Raw genomic sequence first — 22694 nt, 5'->3', positions numbered from 1 at the left:
GTACCCAAGCCGATGGGTTTGTAAACATAAAGTTCGTATTACTCAAAAATTATACTTATACATACGTAGATGGAAGAGTGAATTATGGCTAAGTACGTGCGGTAGGCGGGCGGTGAGCTAAGCAAGCCAACGAGGTCAGTTGAGCGGAGCGTCGACCGTGTCATCCAGCTTGGCGAGATCGAGTAAGGCCCCGCCCGATTGGTTGCCATCCAGCATCGGCAGAAATTTCCGGCCCCATAAAACCTCATCGTACCGATAGGAATAGCGGGTATGCACAACCTGCGAAAAGGTATCGTCAGTAGCTCGCAACAGGATCAGAAATTCGGCATCCGATTCGGCCAGATCGTCGGGCGTACATTGCTGTAACGGGCTGCCCGGCGTGATGGGATGTACCAGCGTCCAGTTGGTGGGAAAGAAGTTTACCCGATTGCGCTCCAGCTCCAGATTGTAGTATCGCCGATAACGCACTCCGTCGGGTCGGGTTTCCAGCCGCGACAATGATACGTCTACCTGCACGTCGATCAGCTGATTAGCGCGCTGGTGAACGATACGAAACATCCAGCCATTCACATCCAGGTAAGGCGCAAACAAGGCGTGGGTCGAAAAGCGTATATGTGCCACAGGACGCGAAAAACGGCCATACAGAAGCCCCGTCACCAGCGCGAAAGCCAGCAGACCGATCATTGACTCAAGCGCGGCAATAGCGCTGACTAAGTAACCTGAGGGGCTGATGTGGCCGTAGCCAACGGTAGTAAGGGTCTGGGCGCTGAAGAAGAAGGCCCCCCAGAATTGTCCCAGAGGACTCCCATCTGTCACCTTATCCAGACCGAGCAGGTATTCAGGACCGACCAGCATATAGATGCAGGCGAATACCACATTCTCCGAGAAATACAGCAGGAGTACCACCCCAAAAAAGGAGGGCCAGTTCATCGTAATCAGCCGGTTGTAGAGGTTTACCCGATCCCAGAACGAGGTGTTGGTTCGGGTAACGTTAATGCTGCCGTCCTTATTAATCAGTCGGGAGTTAGGATCGGTAAAGGTGGAGCCGAAGCCCAGATCGAGCCGTCGTTCTTCCTGATCAACCAGCTGGCTGTCTGCGCCGTATAACCGCTGCTTTCCTGATTTTCTGTTGGATAACATGGGCTTTTTCATGGATAAACAATACAAGTTGTGGCATTATTGCTAAGCCGATCCTGCGTTAAGTTTAAGCTAACTTTAATTTTTTAGTTATTTGGCATTAAGTATATGTACTTAACTTTGACTTCGCGCAGCAGCGTAACCACCGTACCTATCTAATTATTTAGTAAGTAAACCTATGAAGCTGCAACCAGGTATGATTAGCCTAGTCGTGCCAGCCTTTAATGAAGAAGAGAACCTGACCGTGTTGGTACAACGACTAACATCGGTCATGGCTTCTGAGGGTCTTTACGAAATACTGATCGTTGATGATGGCAGCAGCGATCAGACCCGCTATGTGCTCCGGCAGCTGAGCCAGACGTATCCGGCGGTTCGATTTATCTCGTTCTCGCGCAATTTCGGTCACCAGATGGCCTTACGGGCCGGCTACGAAAACGCGCGTGGCGACGCCGTCATCTGCCTCGACGCCGACCTGCAGCACCCCCCTGAACTGATCCCGACGCTGATCGAGAAATGGCGGCAGGGCTATGAGGTCGTTTACACCGTACGTCGTCCCGATCCGAAACTCTCCTGGTTCAAACGAAACTCGTCGAAGTATTTCTACCAGCTGCTGCGCCGGGTTTCGGACCTGGAGCTCGAAGATGGGGCTGCGGATTTCCGGCTGCTCGACCGGAAAGTTATCGACGTAATCCGGCAATTCAAGGAGAATGATCTGTTTTTACGCGGGGCCATTTCCTGGGTTGGCTTCCGGCAATGTCGTATGCTGTACGAGCCCGCTGCCCGGTATGCCGGCCGATCAAAATACTCCATCCGGAAAATGCTGAAACTGGCCGCTATGGGGATTACCTCGTTCTCTACCCGGCCGCTTTATTTGTCCGTTATGCTGGGTTTCGGTATGTCGCTGTTTGCTATTCTGTTCGGCGTGGAGGTGTTGTATGAATATTTCTTCACCGACGCGACCGTGTCGGGCTGGACAACGCTGGTTGTGCTGCTGGCCCTGATTGGTGGCGTGCAGTTCATCATGATCGGTATTATCGGTGTGTATTTAGGAAAAACGTTCGTTGAAGTAAAAGGAAGACCGGCCTACATCATCAGCGACACAAGTGATATTGACGAGACCGTAACTTCATGGCAACCCACTACCCAGAACGATCTATTTTATTCACCGTTGACGTAGAGGAATTTGACACGGCGCTGGAGTTCGGCCATGCCATTCCGCTGAGCGAACAGGTAGCCGTATCGACGCGGGGCCTGATCAGCCTGAACCAGCGGCTCGAATCGAATAATGTACGGGCTACGCTCTTTACTACGGCCAACTACGCACTACACGAACCTGTTCTGATGGGGCAGCTGGCCGCCCGTCATGAGATTGCATCTCATGGCTATTACCATACTACCTTCGAGCCCGCCGATCTGCTGAAGTCCCGACTGGCGCTTGAAGAGTTGCTGGGTCGCCCGGTTACCGGTTTCCGGCGCGCCCGCATGGGCTATGTCAACCCGGTTGATGTACAGCAGGCCGGGTATCAGTACAATTCGTCGCTGCATCCGACCTGGCTGCCGGGCCGGTATAACCACTGGGGCGAGCCCCGGCATCCGTTTCGGGAGTCGGGCGTCTGGCAGATTCCGGCGTCGGTAACGCCTTCGATTCGGCTGCCCCTGTTCTGGCTTAGTCTGAAAAACTTTCCGTTTGCCCTCTATAAACAATTATGCCGCCAGACCTTGCGGGCCGACGGCTTTCTGAATCTGTACGTACATCCGTGGGAGTTTACCGATCTGGCGGCCTATGGTCAGATTCCGGCTTACGTTCGCCGTCATTCGAGCGGGCTGCTGCTCGACCGGGTCGACGCCCTGTTGCAGGACCTCAAAGGCCGGGGCGAGTTTATGACAATGCAGGAGTTTGCCGAAGGATTACCTAGATAAAGACCACATCATCAATCACTTCGGCATTCATATCGCGGTTGATCACCTGAATCAGTTTCTGCTTCGCGTTGACGAGTTCGTTGCGGAGCGGGGCAGAGGTAATCTCAATATAGAGCTTACGTTCGCGGACGTACAGCCGTTTGGTGCGTGAGGCAATGGCCTGGCCCATCATGCGGCTCCAGAACGCTTCGAGGTAAGTTTCGTTGAAGCGCGTCTGTAACTGATACTGTTTCAGCAGCTGCCCGATAGCGTCTTTAAGCGTGGTTGTACCGGCCACCCGGGTGGCGTTTTCACGATTATATCGGTAGGTTTGGCTCATTGATTGGGTGTGTTACCAGACAAAAGTAGCGAACAAACACGATATCCGGCAGGCGGTCTGACCCCGAAAAATAAAAAAAGAGGGAACGGACAGAAAAACCAGATTAGGTTTGGTTAAAGACGTTTTGCCCTGTATACTTGCGTCATCAAGTCAATTGTTACGCGCCTTTTTCTTCAGGGGCGCGGGTTGATTTATACAGAAGCGGGGGAGAGATCAGGCTCTGTGAACCGCTGGCAACCTACCACACGGCAAGGTGCTAACTCCTGCCTAAAGCAGCCGCTCCGGCGGACATTAGGGACTATAAATCGTTTATGCACATGCTCTACAGCCAACAGTGTATGCCCGCTCGGGCCTACTAATTACCACCCACACTCCGCCACGACAACCGGGAGGGTTGATCGCGCGCCTGGCCGCCGGTATCTGTCAAGACCCGACGAGGCCAGCCTGTAACCGGACCGCTCAGCCGTCCGAATCCACTGGAATATTCCAAGCCAAAACCACTAAATACCATGTCTTCTTCACTGCATTTCGATACGCTGCAGTTACACGCGGGTCAGGAAGCCGACCCAACCACCAATTCGCGGGCGGTACCTATCTATCAGACAACCTCGTATGTCTTTAACGATTCGGCCCACGGTGCGGATCTGTTTGCGCTGAAAGCGTTTGGCAACATTTATACCCGCATCATGAACCCGACGTCGGACGTGTTCGAGAAGCGGATTGCTGCCCTCGAAGGCGGGGTAGCTGCTCTGGCAGTGGCGTCGGGACAGGCGGCTCAGTTTATTGCGCTGACCAACATCCTGAGCGCCGGCGATAACTTCGTAACTACCTCGTTTTTGTACGGAGGTACCTACAATCAGTTCAAGGTTTCGTTCAAACGCCTGGGCATCGAAGCCCGCTTTGCCGATGGCGACAAACCCGAATCGTTCGAGCCGCTGATCGACGATAAAACAAAGGCGATTTACCTCGAAACGATCGGTAATCCGGGTTTCAACATTCCCGACTTTGAGGCCATCGCGGCCCTGGCGAAGCGGCACGACCTGCCCATAATTGTCGACAATACGTTTGGCGCCGGGGGCTATCTGTTCCGGCCTATCGAACACGGAGCGGCCGTTGTGGTCGAGTCAGCTACCAAATGGATCGGTGGTCACGGCACGAGCATTGGGGGCGTCATTGTCGACAGTGGCAATTACAACTGGGGGAATGGTAAGTTTCCGCAGTTTTCGGAGCCGTCGGAGGGGTATCACGGAATGGTCTTCAGCGACGTCTTCGGGGTGGGTGGTCCGTTCGGCAATATTCAGTTCATTATCCGGGCCCGGGTAGAGGGGCTACGCGACTGGGGCCCGGCCATCAGCCCGTTCAACTCCTTCCTGTTGCTGCAGGGGCTGGAAACCCTGTCGCTGCGCGTAGATCGTACCGTACAGAACGCACTGGCGCTGGCGCAGTGGCTCGAACAGCACGAGCGGGTAGAAGTGGTCAACTACCCCGGCCTGACCAGCAGCGCGTATCACGAGCTGGCCAAAAAGTACCTGAAGCGGGGCTTCGGGGGCGTCTTTACGTTCAAGGTGAAAGGCGGTAAGGAAGCGGCCGACCGCTTTGTCAATAGCCTGAAGCTGGTCAGTCACCTGGCCAACGTGGGCGACTCGAAAACGCTGATTATCCATCCGGCTTCGACTACGCACCAGCAGTTAAGCGAGCAGGATCAGGCCAGCGCTGGGGTCGAACCCGGTCTGTTGCGGATCTCGGCGGGTATTGAACACATCGATGATATTAAAGCAGATCTGGAGCAGGCCTTTGCGGCCATTGCTGAGCCAGTAGCGGTTTAGTATGAACAGCGCAGTTCGCTGGTTTGGCCGTCTGGACCGACGATGGATACGGGCAGCCAAACCAGCGAACTGAAAACCTTTATTACGTTTGGACCTTCAGTATTTCGACTACAAGTATTCATTTCCACTCGAATCTGGCGCGAGCCTGCCCGGGTTTCGGCTGGCCTATACCACCCGCGGAACGCTGCAGCGCGACCGCTCGAACGTGGTCTGGATTTGCCATGCCCTGACCGGTAACGCCGACGCCGGAGACTGGTGGGGCGGTATGATCGGTGCCGGTAAATACTTCGATCCCGATCGGGATTTTATTGTTTGTGCCAACGTGCTGGGGTCTTGCTACGGGTCTACTGGCCCGCTGTCGGCGAATCCGGAAACGGGTCAGCCGTACTACCATGACTTCCCGGCCATAACGGTTCGGGACATGGTGGGGGCGCTCGACCTGTTACGACAGGAGCTGGGCATCGATAAAATACATACCTGCGTGGGGGGGTCGCTGGGTGGCGAGCAGGCCCTCGAATGGGCCATTGCGCAGCCCGGCCTGATCGATAACCTGATCGTGGTGGCAACCAGCGCCGTGGCCTCGCCCTGGTGCATTGCATTTAATGAAGCGCAGCGGATGGCCATCGACGCGGACCCGACCTGGCGTGAACGACGCGCCGACGCCGGGGTTGCCGGCATGAAAGCCGCCCGCGCCATGGCCATGATCTCCTACCGCAACTACGATACCTATAGCTTTACCCAGGCGCTGGATAATAACGAGCAGATGGATGGCTACAAAGCCGCCGGGTACCAGCGGTATCAGGGGGACAAACTGGCCGAACGCTTCAACGCGTTCACCTACTGGACGCTCTCCAAGGTGATGGACTCGCACAATGTCGGGCGAAACCGCGGAAGTATCCTGAATGCACTGGGCCAGATTCGGGCCCGGACGCTGGTCGTTGGTATCCGGTCCGATCTGCTCTTTCCGGTATCGGAGCAACAGTTCCTGGCTCGTCATATTCCCGACGCGACTTACGAAGAAATCGACTCGCTATACGGACACGATGGTTTTCTGATCGAATTCAGGCCGCTGGCCGGGATTATCCGAAAATGGATGGCCAGCGTTTCGGCAGCCGATGCGTCGGCTGTCAGCCCCCGTCCTCTCGAAGCGGATAAACCATAAAACCACGATCAACGGGGAGAAATCCGGATTTCGTTCCTTTTCCTGTTATGAACACGCTGACGCCGACCCCTACTTTTCTTTCCGACGACTTTCTGCTGCAAACCGAGACGGCACGACGGCTTTATCACGATTACGCCCGATCAATGCCGATTATCGATTACCATTGCCACCTGCCGCCCGATCAGATTGCGCAGGACCGGCAGTTCGACACCATAACCCAGCTCTGGCTCTACGGAGATCACTACAAGTGGCGGGCCATGCGGACGCACGGTATCGATGAGCGCTACTGCACTGGCGACGCCAGCGACTGGGAAAAGTTTGAGAAATGGGCCGAAACTGTGCCGTATACCCTGCGGAACCCGCTCTACCACTGGACGCATCTGGAACTCCGCAATCCGTTCGGTATGGCCGAGGTGCTCAGCCCCGCTACGGCCCGCGACACCTACGACCGCTGCAACGAGCAGCTACCCCAGCTGTCGACCCGGCAGCTGCTAACTCATTTCGACGTACGGGTGGTCTGCACCACCGACGATCCGCTCGATTCGCTCGAGTACCACCGCGCTATTGCCCAGAGCCGGTTCGATGTTAAAATTCTGCCTACGTTCCGCCCCGACAAGGCGATGGCCGTTGACGACCCAAGGGCGTTTCGGGCCTATGTTCAGAAGCTGAGCGCCCTGAGCAACCGCGACATCCGTACCCTGGCCGATTATCTCGACGCGTTGAAAGCCCGCCACGATTACTTTGCCGACATGGGCTGCCGCCTGTCTGACCACGGGCTCGAGTACATCGATGCTGTGGCTTACACCGAGAGCGAGGTACAGACCATTTTCAACACCCTGACCCAGACTGAGCAACCACTCACCCCCGACGAGATGGCCCGGTTTCGGTCGTTCATGCTGGTGCAGTTTGCCGAGTGGGATCACGAAAAAGGCTGGACGCAGCAGTTTCATCTGGGCGCGTTGCGCAACAACAACCGTCGGCGGCTTCGTGAGCTTGGCCCCGATACGGGCTGGGACTCGATCGGCGATTTTCAGCAGGCGGCTTCGCTGTCGCGTTTCCTGGGTGGCCTCGACGACCGGAATAAGCTGGCTAAAACCATTCTTTACAACCTAAACCCGGCCGATAACGAAGTGATTGCTACCATGATCGGCAACTTCAACGACGGTTCGGTACGGGGGAAAGTGCAGTTCGGGTCGGGCTGGTGGTTCCTCGATCAGAAAGACGGGATGGAGAAGCAGATCAACGCCCTGTCGAATATGGGGCTGCTGAGCGCCTTTGTGGGTATGCTAACCGATTCCAGAAGCTTTCTATCTTACAGCCGGCACGAGTACTTCCGCCGGATTCTGTGCAACATCTTCGGAAACGACGTCGAGAACGGCGAGTTGCCGGCCGACATCGACTGGATTGGCCAGATCGTGCAGGACATCTGTTACCGGAATGCCGAGCGGTATTTCGGGTTCTAACAAACCGGGAAGTGCCGCAGAAACTCGTCCTTGTAGTTACGGCCGAGCGGTAAGGAGTGCCCGCCAACCATAACCTCATGGTCGCTGAAGGAGTCGATCCGATCCAGGTTGACAACGAACGACCGGTGGGTGCGGGCCAGCCGGTTGGCCTGTAGCCGTTCGATCATCTGGCTCAGCGAGAGCCGCACTACGTACTTTCGACCCGTGGTGTTGATGGTCGTATAGATGTCGTCAGCTTCGAGGTACAGCACTTCGCTCAGGAGTACTTTTACAAACTGGTAATTCTGTTTCACGAACAGCGTATCGTTGATTCGCAGAATGGGCGCGGTTCGGCTGGGGTCTTTCTCCGGGGTCGGCTTTTCGCCAGTAAGCGGACGTACTTTGGCCTCCGTAACCGGCGTAGCGGGTAGTTGGGGAGCCAAAATCCGCAATGAAAAGCTGTTGAGGGCCATTTCGATGGCCAGACGCAGTTGCGCGCTGTCGAAGGGCTTGGTGATGTAGGCCGCCGGAAACGTTTCTTTAGCCCGGGCAATGGTCGAGCGGTCGGTGAGGGCCGTCAGGTAAATTACCGGTACTTGCCGAACGCCGACCAGCTGCCCAATGGTTTCGATGCCATCCCAGTCGCCCTTGATGGTAATATCGCACAGCACCAGATCGACCGGATTATGCTGAAACAGATCGAGGGCTTTTCGGCCGTTATTGGCCGTACCGACAACGTAGTACCCTTCGTCTTCGAGCATATCGCTCAGATCCATGGCCAGGATGGCTTCGTCTTCAACGATCAGTATATTGATGCGATCGGTCATGATGATCAGGCTGCGGCCCGTAGTTTGGTTTGAGGAATGTAGAGCCGGCAGAGGGTGCCGTTCTGCCGAATCAGTTCAAGCTGGCCATCCAGTTGCTCACTCAGGGAATAAATAAGCCGCTTGCCAAACGAGGTCCGGTGGCCGTCCCGCTGCCAGTCGGCGGTATCGAGTCCGGGGCCATTGTCCTGCACTTCCAGCGTCAGGCCGGGCTGCGCCAGCCCATTCTGCCGGTGCAGACTGATCCGCAGCTTCGGCCGCTGTACATCGGCATAGGCGTACTTGAAGGCATTGGTAACCAGCTCGTTCACAATAAGCCCGAGCGGCATGGCCACGTCGACATCCAGTTCGTTGAGCTCGATGTCGAGTTGCAGGTCGAAATCATCGGGCGCAAACCCGTACGCCCGCATAAGGCTCTCGCTGAGATCGGTCAGGAACTCGCTCATATTGACCGTAGATACCCGGTCGGTCTGGTACAGCCGCTGGTGAATCATCGACATCGCTTCGACCCGCTGCTGGCCAACCCGCACCGCAGCAATGGCTTTCTCGTCGTCGAGCCGGTTCGACTGAAGCCGGAGCAGGCTGGAAACAATGGCGAGGTTATTCTTGACCCGGTGATGCAGCTCTTTCATCATCAGCGTCAGCTGTTCCGACTGCTGCTGAATCTGAGCGCGGTTGCGCCGAATCCGGCGGTAGAAGACAAACAGGGTGCCCGACAGGATAGAAAGCACTAAGATACCGATGGCGCCGGCCCAGACCTGGCGGGTTTTCGCGGCATTGATGGCGTCCAGTACCTGAATCTGAGCCTCTTTTTCCTGCGTCTGAAAGCGCGCTTCCACCTCGGCCAGCTGGCGGTTCCGAATCTCGTTGAAGACGCTGTCGTGAGCGGCTGTTCGCTGCTCGTAATAGGCGAGAGCCTGCCTGTAATTGCCCCGCTTCTGGTAGGTTTTGCTCAGGTTGCCGTAGATATCCTCCAGGATGCTATACTTACCGGCGCCAGTCTGTTCGGCCCAGATCAATGCCTGTTTACAGTGGGCTTCGGCTTCGTCGAGTTTACCCTGCGGAATCAGGGCGTTTGGTATGTTGGTATGGGCATAGCCTTCCAGAAAAGCGTCGTTGGCCTGTTTACTATAGTCCAGAATAGATCGGAAAATAACTTCTGACTGCGCATACTGCCCCAGGTTCTTGTAGGTAAGAGCTACGTTGATCAACACCCCGTAGTATGTGCTCCAGTCCTCTTTTTGCCGGTAGTAATCCGCAATTTTCTGGTTGAGAACCAGCGCCCGGTCGTGCCGGTTGCTTTTGGCTTCTACAATGGCCAGCTCGCCATCCAGCTCCATCAGCAAATCAATATTTCTGGACTGCTGCGCTACGGTAACCGCCTGGTTCAGGTAGTGCCGGGCCATTTTGAGATCGTTCAGCCGGGTGTAGGCTCCGCTGATGAACTTGAGGGTCCGGGCCACGTGGAAGGTGTTCCCATACTGCCGCAGGTAGCCAAGTGCTTTCTGGTAATACTGAATGGCTTCGCGCAGCTCGTTGGCCTGTTCGTACCAGTAGCCCACTCCCCGGTAGGATAAACCAATGGTACCAGGGTCGGGTTCTTTGGCGGCCAGGGATACATCCAGCGCTTCGAGGTAAGCCTGTTTGGCGGGGGCGAGCTGGCTGACCCGAACGAGGGAGTCGCCGATCTGGCGTAGGGTCCAGGCCCTGGTGCTGTCGGGGGCGTGGGTTAGAGAATCGGGTAAAAAGCGTTTCTGGGCTGAAGCCCTGTAGCTGCCCAGAAGAGAGGTACAGACTAATAGCCAGCAGGTTAAAACATTCATAGAGGAAGGTAGGAAACTACAAGTGAACAGTCATTCATGTGTCAAGTTACTAAAACTGCAACGTTCAGTATACTACTTTCTAGCGAATGGTATCGCTGTGTCTTTGCCGGGATACCGTTCAAAGGAAATCGCTTACCCGCACGTTTTACTCGTTCGCCTACGCTGGCGGGCTGTTTACCGACAAGTGCTGCCTGTGCGTAGTAACATGGTGTACCTTTCGTGTGGTATTTACTGTGCTCATTACGCCTAAACCAACGGGCATGTATGAAAAACTCATTTCCTTTTTTAACCACTTCCCTGCCATTACACCTGGCTCAGGAAGAACTTCTTAATCGACAACCGGGCCAGGCCGGCAGCCCTGATCAGGCTGTCGGCGGCTGCCTGGTCATAACGGGTTCACTCAATTACGCGCTGGTTCGTCGGGTCGTTGATCACCTGCCTGTCATGTTCGACGTATTCCGGTGGCAGTTCGACCCGGCCGAAGCAGTACCACGGGTATCGGTCGCTGACCAGTTTCGCCGACCCATCCTGCCATTACTCGACTGCAGCGAAAACCCCAATCCCCGTCAGGCTGCCGATGCCTGGGCCATAAACTGGTTCGTCAAGCCTTTCGATCTGGCCGACCGCCGATTTTTCGATCTGGCCTTGCTGCGGGTGTCCGATTACGAGCATCGGCTCCTGGTGCGGGGCCACCGCCTGCTACTCGACGACACCGGCTTCGATCGTCTGGTACGCTACATCACCGAAGCTTATTCCGCCATGCAGGCCGACGAGCCTATGCCGTCGCAGGCGCCATCATATGCTGATGAGGTAGAGTCGGCCCGTGTTTACCTGAACAGCCTGGCTTATTCCGAAGATCATGTCTACTGGCAGAAACAATTCTCCGATCTTCCGTCTCCGTTGTTAAACGAGCAGGCTACGGGGCAATTCCTGACCCGGCAACTGTACCGTATACCGGCTGACGAAAGCCTTGGCCGTACGCTAAATCTGGCCGTGGCCAGCACAGGAGCCGCTCCCACCGATCTGTTACTAGCCGCACTGACTATCTATTTCTCGCGCGCCAGCCAGCAGTCGGTCTGTGTGTTTGGGCGGGTGGTAGCCGGTCGGCAGTCGAAGCGGCAGCGCTCAACGCTGGGGCGTTTCGACTGCCTGTTACCTATCCAGATCAAGTACGACCCGGATCAGACTCTGCCTATGCTGCTGCGCACCATCAAGCGTCAGAGCCGGGCCGACGGCAGCCATCGGTTTTATCCGATGAGCCACTTGATTCAGCGGCTTAGCGATACCGACAGGCCACAGGCCCGGCTTTTCGACGTGCTGGTGAAGCACATACCCCCGGTTCCGGTTTTACCCATCGAGGGTCTTGAATGCCGGGTTGAGCGGTTTGCGAGCGCCGAAGGCGATCTGCCCCTGCAGCTGCTCTGGCGGGATAACGAAGCCCAGCGGTCGGCAAGCCTGCAGCTGATCGGTAATCCGGCCTATCTGAGTATGCGCGACGCCCGGAATCTGAGCTACTGTATTGAGCACCTGCTGCTGGATTTTGCTCATCGGCCCGAGGCCGCCGTCGGCACGTTCGAGAGTACTGCCCCCTCAGCCAGAACCCGGTCGGCTACTGCTTATACACGGTGCCATCCTTCATCACAAATCGGACGGCTTGCAATGTTTTGATTTGCTGCACCGGGTTGTCGTCCACGGCTATGATGTCGGCCAGCTTCCCCACTTCGATCGAGCCGATCTGGGTGTCCATACCCAGTAGCCGGGCGTTATTGAGCAGGGCGGTTCGAATGGCTTCTACCGCTGGCATACCGGCTTCGACCATGTATTCGAACTCTTTGGCGTTATAGCCGTGGATAAACACACCGGCATCGGTACCGAAGGCGATGTTGACGCCTGCTTTATAGGCTTTGGCAAACGTATTCTGAATTTTGGGACCGATGGCCAGCGCCTTTGGCCGAACCAGCGCCGGGTAGTAACCGAACATACGGGCCGAGTCAGCCACGGTCTTGCCGGCAATGATGGTGGGAACGTAGTAGGTGCCGTGTTTTTTGAAAAGCGCAATGGCTTCGTCATCCATGTAGGTGCCGTGCTCGATGGTTTGAACGCCTGCCCGGATGGCTCGTTTCATGCCTTCGGCACCGTGGGCGTGGGCGGCTACCGCAAATCCGTAATCTTTGGCCGCCACAACAATGGCTTTTACCTCTTCGTCGGTGAACTGCGGACCTGACCCATCTTTAGCGTTGCTCAGAACGCCCCCCGTCGCGGTAATTTTGATCAGATCGGACCCTTCCTTGTAGCGTTGCCGGACGGCTTTATGGGCATCGTCGGCACTGTTGATTACGCCTTCGGCCGGACCCGGATCGCCCATCAGATCCCGACGGTAGCCGTTTGTAGGGTCGGCATGGCCGCCGGTCGTTGCAATACTTTTCCCAACGGTCAGCACGCGCGGCCCTTCGATCAGCCCCTGGTTGATGGCATTGCGCAGGGAAATGTTGACCCCCGATCCGCCCAGGTCGCGTACGGTGGTGAAGCCGGCGAGCAGGGTCGTTCTGGCATGTTTAGCGGCTTTGTAAGCAATGTCGGGTACATTCTGCGTAAACGCATCGATCTGCCCTCCGCGCCGGGTTTCGGACTCGAGGTGAACGTGCATGTCGATCAGGCCGGGTAGAACCGTTTTGCTTTTCAGGTCCAGCACCCGGTCGGTACCAGCGGGGGCCAGGTAGCCTTTCTGAACGGCTGTAATCTTGTTGCCTTCAACAACCACCGTCATTTGGGGTTGCAGGTCATTACCGGTTCCGGTGAAGAGGTTGCCGCAATGGAGCAGGGTCCGCTGGGCCAGCAGGGGAGTAGACAGCAGACAGAGGCCTGCCAGCAGGTACAGGGTACGCATGAAGTAGACGGTTAAGTACGAAAAAGGCCGCAACGGGTTGTTGCGGCCTGAAAAATACGAATTTTGCAGCTATGCTTTACTACAGCCGGGCTATCTGAATGATGGCTCGCTGTTCGGGTCGTTCGTTGCCAACCGGGTAGGGGATGACCTCGCGCAGGACGACCTTGTAGGTGACGTTGTCGAACAGCACCGTTGTCGAGTCTCTTCGGTTCGTCTGCCCCGGCTCCAGCACCAGTCTGCGCGTTTGGGCGTCCGCTCCTGAGCTGATCGTCACGGCAGCTACGGCCTGACCTGCCCAGATACAGGTAACGTTGGTTGGGCAGCGGCTGTCGGTCAGGGAGTCGACGCGCACGGTCAGGCCAGACGCCAGCCGGGCTGATTTTTGAAAACCCAGGGCCACTTTATCGGAGGGAATGGCGTCTGAGGGTTGCGATTGGCAGGCACAGAGCATACTCAGCCCGAGGAGCGGTGCCGCAAAAAAACGGATGAGCGATTTCATAAGGGTGATGCGTGAGTAGTTGTCAGTCAGACCTACGCCGTTCCCGTATGGTTGCAAGCGTCCGTTATTTTTTCACAATGACCCCGTCGGCAACAAACGTCAGGGCCTTTTCGGGCTCCGTAATTTTCTCGATATCTTCTTTCGACTTACCGGCGTCCTGGGCGTAATGACGAAGTTCGTCAACGGGCGTGACGCTGGTTTCGGCAGTTCCCTGAACCACGACTGTCTTACCGATAATGTCTTTCGGGACAAAGAAGCCGTAATCTTTGAAGGTCACCCGCATGGTCTGCCCATCGCCGGTTTTTACCTTCATCCAGCAGCCTTTTACCTTGCAGACCGACTCGACGGTGCCTTCTACTTTAGCGGGCATCTTTTCCTTACTGCCCATCTGGGTGGCCAGCTCAGAGGCCTGAATAGCCCCTTTTTCGTTGATTTTTTTGCCGTGGTAGCTGACCGCCTGCTGGGCAAAAGCACCCGAGGACAGACCCAGCACTAAGCCGATGATGAGTAATTTCTTCATAATCCAGACTGTTATCTTTACCCAAAAGTACAAAGCAAACACCTAATACCGGTATTCATGCGCTATATACAGCAATTTTCCTGCCTAAGCCTGAGTCTGTTAACCCTGGCCGCCTGTCAGCAGCGGAGCGATACCAGCGAACCCGCCCGCCGAACCGTTTTCTTCGACAAGGCAGGTATGGACACAACCATTAGCCCTGGTAACGACTTTTTTTCGTACGCCAATGGCGGGTGGGTCCGCCAAACGAAGATCCCCGGCGATCAGACCGGCTGGGGCTCGTTCTATCAGCTCTATGACGAAAACCAGCTGAAGACGAAGTCTATTCTGGAAGAAGCAGCCAAAGCAGACGCTAAAACGGGCACCGTGGAGCAGCAGGTCGGCGATTTCTACGCCAGCGGCATGGATACGGCTACCATCAACAAGCTTGGCTACGAACCCATAAAGGCCGAGCTGGCCCGGATAGCTGCCCTGACTACCTACAAGGATGTGCTGAACTATATGGCCGCCAGCAAAAGCAACCGGGGTGGGGCCTTTTTCGGCTTTTACATCGGCGCCGACGACCGGCAGAGCAGCATCAACCGGATCAATTTCGGCCAGTCGGGTTTGTCGCTGCCGGAGAAAGAATACTACACCAAGACCGATGAACCCACCCGCAAAATCCGGACGGCTTTTGTGGCGTATGTTGCCAGACTCTTTACGCTGACAGGCGTGGATACGGCTTCTGCCCGGACCAAAGCGGAGGCTATTCTGGCGTTCGAAACAGCCCTGGCCCGCTCGCACAAAGCCCCCGCCGACCTGCGCGATCCCGTAGCCAATTACAACAAGCTGGCCGTTGCCGACCTGACCCGGCAGATGCCCAACCTCAACTGGCGCGCGTTTCTGAATACGATGGAGCTAAGCCGGATCGATACGGTGCTGGTTGCCCAGCCGGGCTATTACCAGGCGCTGGACAGTATGTTGCCCAAAACGCCCGTCAGCCTGCTCAAAGACCGGCTGGTGTTCGACCTGCTCGATAACAGCGCCAGTTTGCTGAGCCGCGAGTTCGAGCAGGCCCGGTTCGACTTCAACAACAAGACCCTGTATGGCCAGCCGCAGATGCCCGACCGCTGGAAACGCATCGCCAACCGGGTCGACGACGCACTGGGCGAGGCTCTCGGGCAACTGTGGGTGAAAAAATATTTTACCGCCGAAGCCAAAGAGCGTATGCTGTCGCTAGTAAATAACCTGCAGGTCGTATACCGGGAGCGGATTCAGAAACTCGACTGGATGGCCCCCGAAACAAAAAAGGTAGCGCTGGATAAGCTGGATAAGTTCGTGAAGAAGATCGGCTATCCCGACAAATGGAAAGACTACTCCGACATCACCGTGAAGCGCGACGATTACTTTGGTAACGTGCAGCGGGCGCGGGAGCACTACTATATAGAAGAGTTTGCGAAAATCAATCAGCCCGTCGATCGGGCCGAGTGGGGCATGACTCCGCCAACGGTTAACGCCTACGCGAACCCGACCAATAACGAAATTGTGTTTCCGGCCGGCATACTCCAGTTTCCGTTCTTCGACAAAGACGCCGACGACGCCATCAATTACGGCGGTATCGGCATGGTAATCGGGCATGAGATGACCCACCTCTTCGACGATCAGGGTCGCCAGTACGATGCCAGCGGAAACCTCCGCGACTGGTGGACGAAGCAGGATGCCGAGCGCTTCGAAACGAAAACCCAGGCCGTTGTCAATCAGTATAACGCCTATACCGTTCTCGATAACCTGCACCTGAACGGTCGGCTGACGCTGGGCGAAAACCTGGCCGACCTGGGGGGCATTACGCTGGCCTATCAGGCCTTCAAGCTGACCAAACAGGGACAAAGCAACGACAAGATCGATGGATTCACCCCTGATCAGCGTTTCTTCCTGGGGTTTGCCCAGGTCTGGCGGGTCAAAATCCGCGACGAAGCCGAGCGGGTCGGGATTGCTACCGACCCGCACTCGCCCGCTAAATTCCGGGTCAACGGTCCGCTGACCAACTTCGCTCCTTTCTATACGGCCTTTGGGGTTAAACCAGGCCAGAAGCTATACAAACCCGAGGTACAGCAGGCCCGGGTGTGGTAGTTGGCCGGATGTCGGGCGGCTTTGTTCTACGGCCAGAGCCGCCCGACCGTACCGACTACGTCCAGTACAGAATGGGTGCGTTGGGAAAGCGTTTCTGCCATTCGGTGTAAAAAAACGCTTTCATGGCGCGCATGTCGTCTGGCCGGTAAACGTACTTCGTGCCCCCAAACTTGTTTCGTTTCTCGGCACGGGTTGCTTCGTCCATATCGAGTGAGGTGTTGGGATACCATTGGAGCAGCACATCCTTAGAACCGGGGGTGAACCGGTGGCTGATGAACTCCACGTTCATATCGATGGGGCCGTAATGGGCCGGCCAGGTAAGCAACTCCTGCATCCGGTCGAGCAGCGCCGTATAGTGCTGCTGCCAGTCCGGAATAGGCATGATAGGGGCAATGACGAGGCCGATCGGATACCCACCACCGCCCTGTGCGCGTGGTAACGCCAGCTGGCGGATGGCCTGCAGACGAGCCTCGACCGACGCGGTGCCGCCTTCGATCCGGCGGGCAATGCTATCAGCGTTGAGACTCACGCGGGCCCGGGTCTGGCCATGGTGGGGCAGATCGATCAGGCTGTCGACCTGGCCGTATTTCGTAACAAAACGCAGCTGACTTTGCTCGCGGGTGCCGAAGTAACGAATACACTCGGCCAGGCTACCGGTCAGGTGTTCGATGCCGAGTACATCGGTATAGCAGCTAACTTCAAAGGTCGTTGGGCGGTTACCAGCCGTCCTATCGGCGGAGTTCTGCCAGGTTCGGTTGGGCGGATAAGTGCCTTCGTAGGTGGCGGTATGCGCCAGTAGTTTAGGCAAATTGGCAAAAGCTTTGACCACCGGTGGGCCACTCAGACTACCGGCCAGGTAACAATACTGACAGTGGGCGGGGCAGCCTTCGGCCAGGTTCATCTGCCAGTCGGCCGAGGGCGGAATGGGTTGAAACTTAAACGCGCCAGCCGGGGCGTTTACCACGGCCAGGGTATTTTTGGCCAGTCTGTAGGTTTCCCGTTCGTCGGCTCCGCGCAGACCCGTAATCCGGTTGTTTTGGGCAATGTCGATGGGCAGGCCAAGGGCTGAGATTCGGTCGTACATAGCCTGACCGAATGGCTCTTTAAGCGCGTCGGCGGTAAATACGACCCGCTTAGGCATCCACAGGCGAGGGTGGCGGGGCTGGGTAGAAAACAGATCGGCTGTCGGTTCCGGCTGGGGCAACTGGATCAAATCGGGCTGCATACGTTCGTTGAGTAAAGCGGTCAGATTCGGCCTCAGGAATTGCTTTATCTGCCTATAGTACTAACAAACAGATCGGCAGTATAGATCATTTTTAGTTAGTTATTTTTCAAATTAATATATTGATTATCAGTAGATTGTAAATATTTTTAACCATAAGCCTATGCCACGTTGCGTAACGGCACCGATTGGGTTCACCTGTAACATCAACGGATTATGACACCAGACATCCCAGCCGGTGTGGATCGGCTTCTGAGCCGCTACCAGGCATTTGCCGATCAGATTGGGCCTTATTCGGAAGCAACGTTTCGGGAGCAACCGCCCGGGAAATGGTCTGTTGCGGAGGTGGTTCAGCACCTGTATCTGTCGGCCCGGCCCGTAGCGCGGCTGGTGACGGGACCACGCGAGGTTTTGCTGGCGTGGGGGCTTGCCGAGAAGCCATCGCGGTCATATGCACAGCTGGCGGTCAATTATGAAAAGGCGCTTGACTCGGGGGTGAAAGCGCCCGATGGCATGGTACCCCGGTTGACTGATATATCGATAAGCCGGGCTGAGCTGATGGAGCGGTTACTGACGGTGTATCAGTCGGTGGCGGCTGGCGTATCCGGCTGGTCGCCGGCCGAGCTGGACCGCTACCAGATGCCCCACCCCGCTCTGGGTAAGCTGACCGTTCGGGAGATGATCGACTTCATCAGTATTCATACGGAACATCACCAGCGGTTATTGCCAGCCGGGTAGCGTTGAAGACGGCTGTAGAAAGCTAGACGACCTGCTTGCGGGTCGTGCTGACGGCGTTGGCCGATAGGACAGACGCGGTTGGAATGCGGATAATGAACTCGCTGCCCTGGTTAAGCTCGCTTTTGACGTCGATGTGCCAGTTGTGCGCTTTTACGATCCGCTGTACGTAGCTCAGTCCCAGCCCGAAGCCTTTGATATTGGGCTGCCGACGGTCGTGTACCCGGTAGAAGGGCTGGAATATCTGCTGAATGTGCTGGGACGAAATACCTACCCCCCGGTCGCAGACGGCAATTTGCAGGCTACCCGCGTTCATTTTAGCGTAGAGGGTGATGTCCGGATGACCGTCGCTGTACTTCACCGCGTTATCGAGCAGATTATGCAACACGTTGGTCAGATGAAGCCGATCGGCCAGCAGGTAAGGGTCTGAACTGGGCAGGGAAAGCTGGAGATAGTCACCGTGGCGTTCGGCAATGGTGCGCAGCAGCTGCTGGATCGGAACTGGCTCCAGGTTCAGCAGGAGCGTATTCCGATCGGCGCGCGCCAGCGTCAGCATGGTCTCCACCTGCTGCTGGAGTCGTTCGGTTTCTTCGCGAATGATGCGGATGTATTTTTCTGACCGTTCGGGCTGGTTGCGGGCAATGGGCGAATCCAGCACATCGGCCGCCATGCGGATTGCGGTAATGGGCGTCTGAAACTCGTGCACCAGTGAATGCAGGACTTCCGTCTGAATAACCGATCGTTGCCGCAGCCGCAACATGCGCCACAGAATATAGCCCATGAACGTCTGGGAGATGAGCGCGAGAGCCAGAAAAGCCAGCCAGCGAAAGGAAGGGGATATGTGAGAAACCGCTACCGGCAGTGACAATAAATTGGTGTAAAGCAGCAAGGCTGTAACAGTAGCCAGCAATAACGCAATACCAACAAGAATGATAGTAGAGTAGCGGTTAGGCATGTCGCCGTTCAGTTCAGGTATATAAGAGTCTGGCGCGTGGATATCGCCTTAAGAGAACAATGGACGAACGGATGTTTCAATAGTCACAGTAAAATTACCATTTTTTGTAATTCATAAACAAAAAGCCTGCATTAATGCAGGCTTTTTGTTTATGAATTACAAAAAATGGTGAAATCAAGCCGTCTCGGCGGGTGTCTCCGTAGCAGTATCTGCTTTGGGTGTAGCCGTCTTGGCGGCTGTGGTGCGCGATGTGGCTGCTTTGGCGGGAGACGTCCGGGGGCGAGGTGGCGGAGTGATGGTGGGTGGCGTGCTGATGCTGATCGGCTCTGATCTGGGCGCTTCGCTGGCTTTCTGACTGGCCGTGCGTTTAGCGTTCTTTTCAGCCTTGGCCGCGTTTTTTGTGGCTTTGGCGGCCTCTTTCTTCGCTTTCTTATCAGTGGCTTTGGCTGGCTTTGCCTTCTTCTTTTCAGCCTTGTCCATTAGTCTGGCCAGCTTCTTGGCTAGTTTCTCGGCCGACTTCTCGATGGACTTTTTCATCTTCTTGGTAGCCTCACCAGCCTCGCCCAGTTTGGTCTCAATCGAACTGACGATGTCGGCTGCCAGCGATTTCTGTTTTGTTTTTGTGATTTTGTTTGCCATTGTATGAAAGAAAAAAATCTACAAATAAATACGAATTTCTTCTGACAATCAAAAGTCCAATGTTAAGTTTTTGTTACATTTTGTTGATGAAATCCCAGCAAACCACCCCAGCTGTAACAGCTACATTGAGCGAATGTTTGGTGCCAAACTGGGGTATTTCCAGCGTCAGGTCGGCCTGCTGAATAATCTGATCGTTTACGCCACTGACTTCGTTCCCCAGCACAAAAACGTAGCCCTGCCCCTGAACCGGCTGAAAATCAGAGAGCATGGTGCTGCCTTCGGCCTGTTCGACAGCGGCCACCAGCCAGCCTGCTGACCGGAGTTGCCTGACCAGCGTTACAGCATCGGCAACGTGCTCCCAGACAACGGACTCCGTGGCGCCGAGGGCCGTTTTCGTGATGTCGCGGTGAGGAGGCTGTCCCGTTATGCCACACAGATACAGCTTTTCGGCCCGGAATGCATCGGCCGTTCGGAATACGGAGCCTACGTTATTGAGGCTGCGCACGTCGTCGAGAAGAAGGCAGTAAGGAAATTTAGGCGTTTGACGGAAGGCGTCGACCGACAGGCGGTTGAGTTCCTGGAGAGCGAGTTTGCGGGGGGGCATGTAATCTGCACGATGGTTCAGCGCAAAAGTAAGGGCTGTCATCGGTAAGAAATACATGTCTGGCCGACTCACAAACGGGCCAGTATAGGAGAGGAGATACTATACGTAAATTAACGGATCGAAACCTGCATAAGCTGGCGGCCTAACTCACGAATCGACCGCTCGAGCCGGGTGGCCTGGTCAGGGCAGGGAAACGAAGCGCCCGTCATGAAACTGCCAAGCAGGTCTATGTCCAGACCGGTTTCGTCGGCAATATGATTTGCTTTCAATTGTTTGATCAGCTCCCACACAGCGGTGGTATCGTAAACCGGGTTAAAATGCATCGAGTCGATCGCTTTGCGATAACTGCTGTCGTACTGGTCGACCTGTGACAATAACAACGAGCGGAGCGTATCACGAACGCAGTCAACGGAGCAGCCCCGCGTAGCAATCAACAAACCCGGCAGCTCGATCCGACCCCACAGCATATCGTCCTGTTTCTCGAGAACAACGCGGGCTGTATGGGTGGTTAGCAGAAACGACAGCCAGTTTTCATGGCGCTTTTTCTGGCGGGCACTTCGCAGTATGGCGTTGAAGGTGCCGATTGGTACTTGTTCTGAACTCCCGAAGGGAATTAATAAAGAGGGAGAACCTGATTTGTGGCTGTACATAAACAAGGTGTGTGCATGCTGCGAATGGCTTGTTTGCCAGCCCTCTTCAAGTAGCAATTTGGTGAGTATAGTTAACTTCATATGATGTAAGAAGGAGTGATGATGATGGGGTGAAATTAATTAATTCCATGGACTAAAAAACATTAAACTAACATTTAGAAATTTTTTTTCATAAAACTCATTTCTTCATAATAAGTTATAGTTTTTTTGCTATTCGTGTAACTATAAGTTAGTATTGAGGTGAATTGTTTAAAACTGAAAACTAATGAATATAAGCATATTTGTTACTATCGGTAAAAACTTGTATATATTCGGTGTATGTTATTTTAAATAAGTTTCCTACTCTGCTGGTAGCATTACTAGATATTGTAGAGTAGATTTGAGTACCCTTAGCGTGGGTTTTAGCGATTACTGGAGGTAACTTATGAGTCTTTGGCAAACAATTCGCCAGGCAATGACAACCCGGTCTTCTCAGGGAGCATCGACGGAAGAGCCTTGTTTCTGGCGGGTTGATATGCATTCCCACCTGATTCCCGGGATCGACGATGGGGTAAAATCACCGGAAGAAGCCCTTACCTGTCTGAAACAACTGGCCGATTGGGGCATACAAACCGTCATCACAACTCCCCACGTCAGCAGAGACTGGTATCCAAACAGTTCTGCCGATATCAGAGCCGGTCAGGCGGTCTTGCAGGCTCTGGTCGACGAGCATAACCTACCCATACAGGTGGCCGTGGCGGCTGAATACATGCTCGATGAATTCTTCGGGGATATGCTGGAGGCCGACGACCTGCTTACGTTCGGCACTGCCCGCTATCTGCTGGTTGAGCTGGGCTGGGCAGCGCCCCCCCGTCAGTTAGAAGACCTTATTTTTCGGATGCAGACGCGTGGGTATACGCCCGTACTGGCTCACCCTGAACGATATACGTACTACAACGACGATCTGTCCAGCCTGGCCAGACTTCGGCAAATCGGGTGTTTGTTTCAGCTGAACTGGGGTTCTTTCACCGGGCGCTACCGGGAGCGCGCTCAGGCCCAGGCCCGGCTCTTGCTGAAAAATGAATGGGTTGATTTTATCAGCAGCGATTTGCACCGGCCCGCCGATCTGAAAAGTCTTGGCATGTTCTTTTCCATGCATGAATACGAACAACTTCGGAAACAGTCTTTATTGAATCTGTCATTGCTGGATTAAAAATGGTATTGCAAGTTTATATAAATTAAAGATTGTAAATAAATCATCAGATATCTTGCTTTTTTTGTTAACAATACTGCTAAATTTCCAACCCTATACTCATTGATGCGACGGGGTGGCGAGCGCTTACCAATACCGGGTCATCGTTGCCTGGTAGTCGCTGCCACGATCCGATTTCTGCTTCGTGGCCTGGTCTGCGCCACGCGGGCCTATTTTTTAACTGCCATGTAGG

The 22694-nt window shown here is 55.2% G+C and carries 21 protein-coding genes and 1 riboswitch; of the genes, 9 read left to right on the top strand and 12 right to left on the bottom strand.

Annotation, left to right across the window (positions count from 1 at the left end):
- Positions 1-135: 135 nt before the first annotated feature.
- Positions 136-1152, bottom strand: coding sequence for an ion channel (locus B1C80_RS00870; protein WP_077919158.1), 1017 nt, complete (start codon positions 1150-1152; stop codon positions 136-138).
- 163 nt (positions 1153-1315) lie between these two features.
- On the opposite strand from B1C80_RS00870, the gene B1C80_RS00865 reads away from it, so the two are divergent.
- Positions 1316-2314, top strand: a complete 999-nt coding sequence (locus tag B1C80_RS00865; protein WP_077919157.1) for a glycosyltransferase family 2 protein — start codon at positions 1316-1318, stop codon at positions 2312-2314.
- Positions 2266-3057: a polysaccharide deacetylase family protein gene (locus B1C80_RS00860; protein WP_077919156.1), complete on the top strand. Its 792-nt coding sequence runs from the start codon at positions 2266-2268 to the stop codon at positions 3055-3057. The genes B1C80_RS00865 and B1C80_RS00860 overlap by 49 nt, the downstream gene beginning before the upstream one ends.
- Here B1C80_RS00860 and B1C80_RS00855 read toward each other — a convergent pair.
- The gene (locus tag B1C80_RS00855; protein WP_077919155.1) at positions 3050-3376 is read right to left on the bottom strand and encodes a DUF721 domain-containing protein; all 327 of its coding nucleotides are present in this window, start codon (positions 3374-3376) and stop codon (positions 3050-3052) included. The genes B1C80_RS00860 and B1C80_RS00855 overlap by 8 nt on opposite strands.
- A 188-nt stretch (positions 3377-3564) precedes the next feature.
- Positions 3565-3683, top strand: a riboswitch (SAM riboswitch).
- A gap of 202 nt (positions 3684-3885) precedes the next feature.
- On the opposite strand from B1C80_RS00855, the gene B1C80_RS00850 reads away from it, so the two are divergent.
- From B1C80_RS00850 to uxaC, 3 genes are all read left to right on the top strand, one after another.
- A complete protein-coding gene (locus B1C80_RS00850; RefSeq protein WP_077919154.1) occupies positions 3886-5202 on the top strand; it encodes an O-acetylhomoserine aminocarboxypropyltransferase/cysteine synthase family protein in 1317 nt (438 codons plus the stop codon).
- 88 nt (positions 5203-5290) lie between these two features.
- Positions 5291-6364 (top strand): homoserine O-acetyltransferase, encoded by a 1074-nt coding sequence (metX, locus tag B1C80_RS00845; protein WP_077919153.1) that lies wholly within the window; start codon positions 5291-5293, stop codon positions 6362-6364.
- Between the two features lie 47 nt (positions 6365-6411).
- Positions 6412-7827, top strand: a complete 1416-nt coding sequence (uxaC, locus tag B1C80_RS00840; protein ID WP_077919152.1) for a glucuronate isomerase — start codon at positions 6412-6414, stop codon at positions 7825-7827.
- Here the strand turns inward: uxaC and B1C80_RS00835 are convergent.
- Positions 7824-8633 (bottom strand): LytTR family DNA-binding domain-containing protein, encoded by an 810-nt coding sequence (locus B1C80_RS00835; protein WP_077919151.1) that lies wholly within the window; start codon positions 8631-8633, stop codon positions 7824-7826. The genes uxaC and B1C80_RS00835 overlap by 4 nt on opposite strands.
- A 5-nt stretch (positions 8634-8638) precedes the next feature.
- The gene (locus B1C80_RS00830) at positions 8639-10453 is read right to left on the bottom strand and encodes a histidine kinase dimerization/phosphoacceptor domain -containing protein (protein ID WP_077919150.1); all 1815 of its coding nucleotides are present in this window, start codon (positions 10451-10453) and stop codon (positions 8639-8641) included.
- Positions 10454-10717: 264 nt separating this feature from the next.
- On the opposite strand from B1C80_RS00830, the gene B1C80_RS00825 reads away from it, so the two are divergent.
- On the top strand, positions 10718-12121 hold the full coding sequence (locus tag B1C80_RS00825) for a condensation domain-containing protein (RefSeq protein WP_077919149.1): 1404 nt from the start codon (positions 10718-10720) through the stop codon (positions 12119-12121).
- Here the strand turns inward: B1C80_RS00825 and B1C80_RS00820 are convergent.
- The 3 genes from B1C80_RS00820 to B1C80_RS00810 all read right to left on the bottom strand — a co-directional run bounded on the left by B1C80_RS00820 (position 12063) and on the right by B1C80_RS00810 (position 14359).
- Positions 12063-13340, bottom strand: a complete 1278-nt coding sequence (locus tag B1C80_RS00820; protein ID WP_077919148.1) for an amidohydrolase family protein — start codon at positions 13338-13340, stop codon at positions 12063-12065. The two genes, B1C80_RS00825 and B1C80_RS00820, sit on opposite strands and share 59 nt — an antisense overlap.
- A gap of 79 nt (positions 13341-13419) precedes the next feature.
- Complete coding sequence (locus B1C80_RS00815) at positions 13420-13839, bottom strand: hypothetical protein (RefSeq protein ID WP_077919147.1); 420 nt, start codon at positions 13837-13839, stop codon at positions 13420-13422.
- Between the two features lie 64 nt (positions 13840-13903).
- Complete coding sequence (locus tag B1C80_RS00810) at positions 13904-14359, bottom strand: DUF4920 domain-containing protein (protein ID WP_077919146.1); 456 nt, start codon at positions 14357-14359, stop codon at positions 13904-13906.
- A 57-nt stretch (positions 14360-14416) separates the two neighbouring features.
- Between B1C80_RS00810 and B1C80_RS00805 the strand changes: the two genes are divergently transcribed.
- Positions 14417-16465, top strand: a complete 2049-nt coding sequence (locus B1C80_RS00805; RefSeq protein WP_077919145.1) for a M13 family metallopeptidase — start codon at positions 14417-14419, stop codon at positions 16463-16465.
- 55 nt (positions 16466-16520) lie between these two features.
- Here the strand turns inward: B1C80_RS00805 and B1C80_RS00800 are convergent, their stop codons facing one another.
- Positions 16521-17606, bottom strand: a complete 1086-nt coding sequence (locus B1C80_RS00800) for a spore photoproduct lyase family protein (RefSeq protein WP_077919599.1) — start codon at positions 17604-17606, stop codon at positions 16521-16523.
- 297 nt (positions 17607-17903) lie between these two features.
- Here B1C80_RS00800 and B1C80_RS00795 point away from each other — a divergent pair, with 297 nt between their 5' ends.
- On the top strand, positions 17904-18425 hold the full coding sequence (locus B1C80_RS00795) for a DinB family protein (protein ID WP_077919144.1): 522 nt from the start codon (positions 17904-17906) through the stop codon (positions 18423-18425).
- Positions 18426-18447: 22 nt separating this feature from the next.
- On the opposite strand, the gene B1C80_RS00790 is transcribed toward B1C80_RS00795, so the two are convergent.
- The 4 genes from B1C80_RS00790 to B1C80_RS00775 all read right to left on the bottom strand — a co-directional run bounded on the left by B1C80_RS00790 (position 18448) and on the right by B1C80_RS00775 (position 21351).
- Positions 18448-19377, bottom strand: a complete 930-nt coding sequence (locus tag B1C80_RS00790; protein ID WP_077919143.1) for a sensor histidine kinase KdpD — start codon at positions 19375-19377, stop codon at positions 18448-18450.
- 174 nt (positions 19378-19551) lie between these two features.
- Positions 19552-20016: a hypothetical protein gene (locus B1C80_RS00785; RefSeq protein ID WP_077919142.1), complete on the bottom strand. Its 465-nt coding sequence runs from the start codon at positions 20014-20016 to the stop codon at positions 19552-19554.
- Between the two features lie 73 nt (positions 20017-20089).
- A complete protein-coding gene (locus tag B1C80_RS00780; RefSeq protein ID WP_077919598.1) occupies positions 20090-20620 on the bottom strand; it encodes an RNA methyltransferase in 531 nt (176 codons plus the stop codon).
- Between the two features lie 110 nt (positions 20621-20730).
- Positions 20731-21351, bottom strand: a complete 621-nt coding sequence (locus B1C80_RS00775; RefSeq protein WP_129600351.1) for a hypothetical protein — start codon at positions 21349-21351, stop codon at positions 20731-20733.
- A 373-nt stretch (positions 21352-21724) separates the two neighbouring features.
- Between B1C80_RS00775 and B1C80_RS00770 the strand changes: the two genes are divergently transcribed.
- A complete protein-coding gene (locus B1C80_RS00770) occupies positions 21725-22462 on the top strand; it encodes a tyrosine-protein phosphatase (RefSeq protein ID WP_201723539.1) in 738 nt (245 codons plus the stop codon).
- Positions 22463-22694 lie beyond the last annotated feature (232 nt).

Origin of the sequence: Spirosoma sp. 209 (assembly GCF_002006735.1) — a bacterium.
Lineage (GTDB): Bacteria > Bacteroidota > Bacteroidia > Cytophagales > Spirosomataceae > Spirosoma > Spirosoma sordidisoli.
The sequence above is the reverse complement of the archived record's forward strand: the minus strand, read 5'-3'. Positions and strand labels throughout refer to the sequence as shown.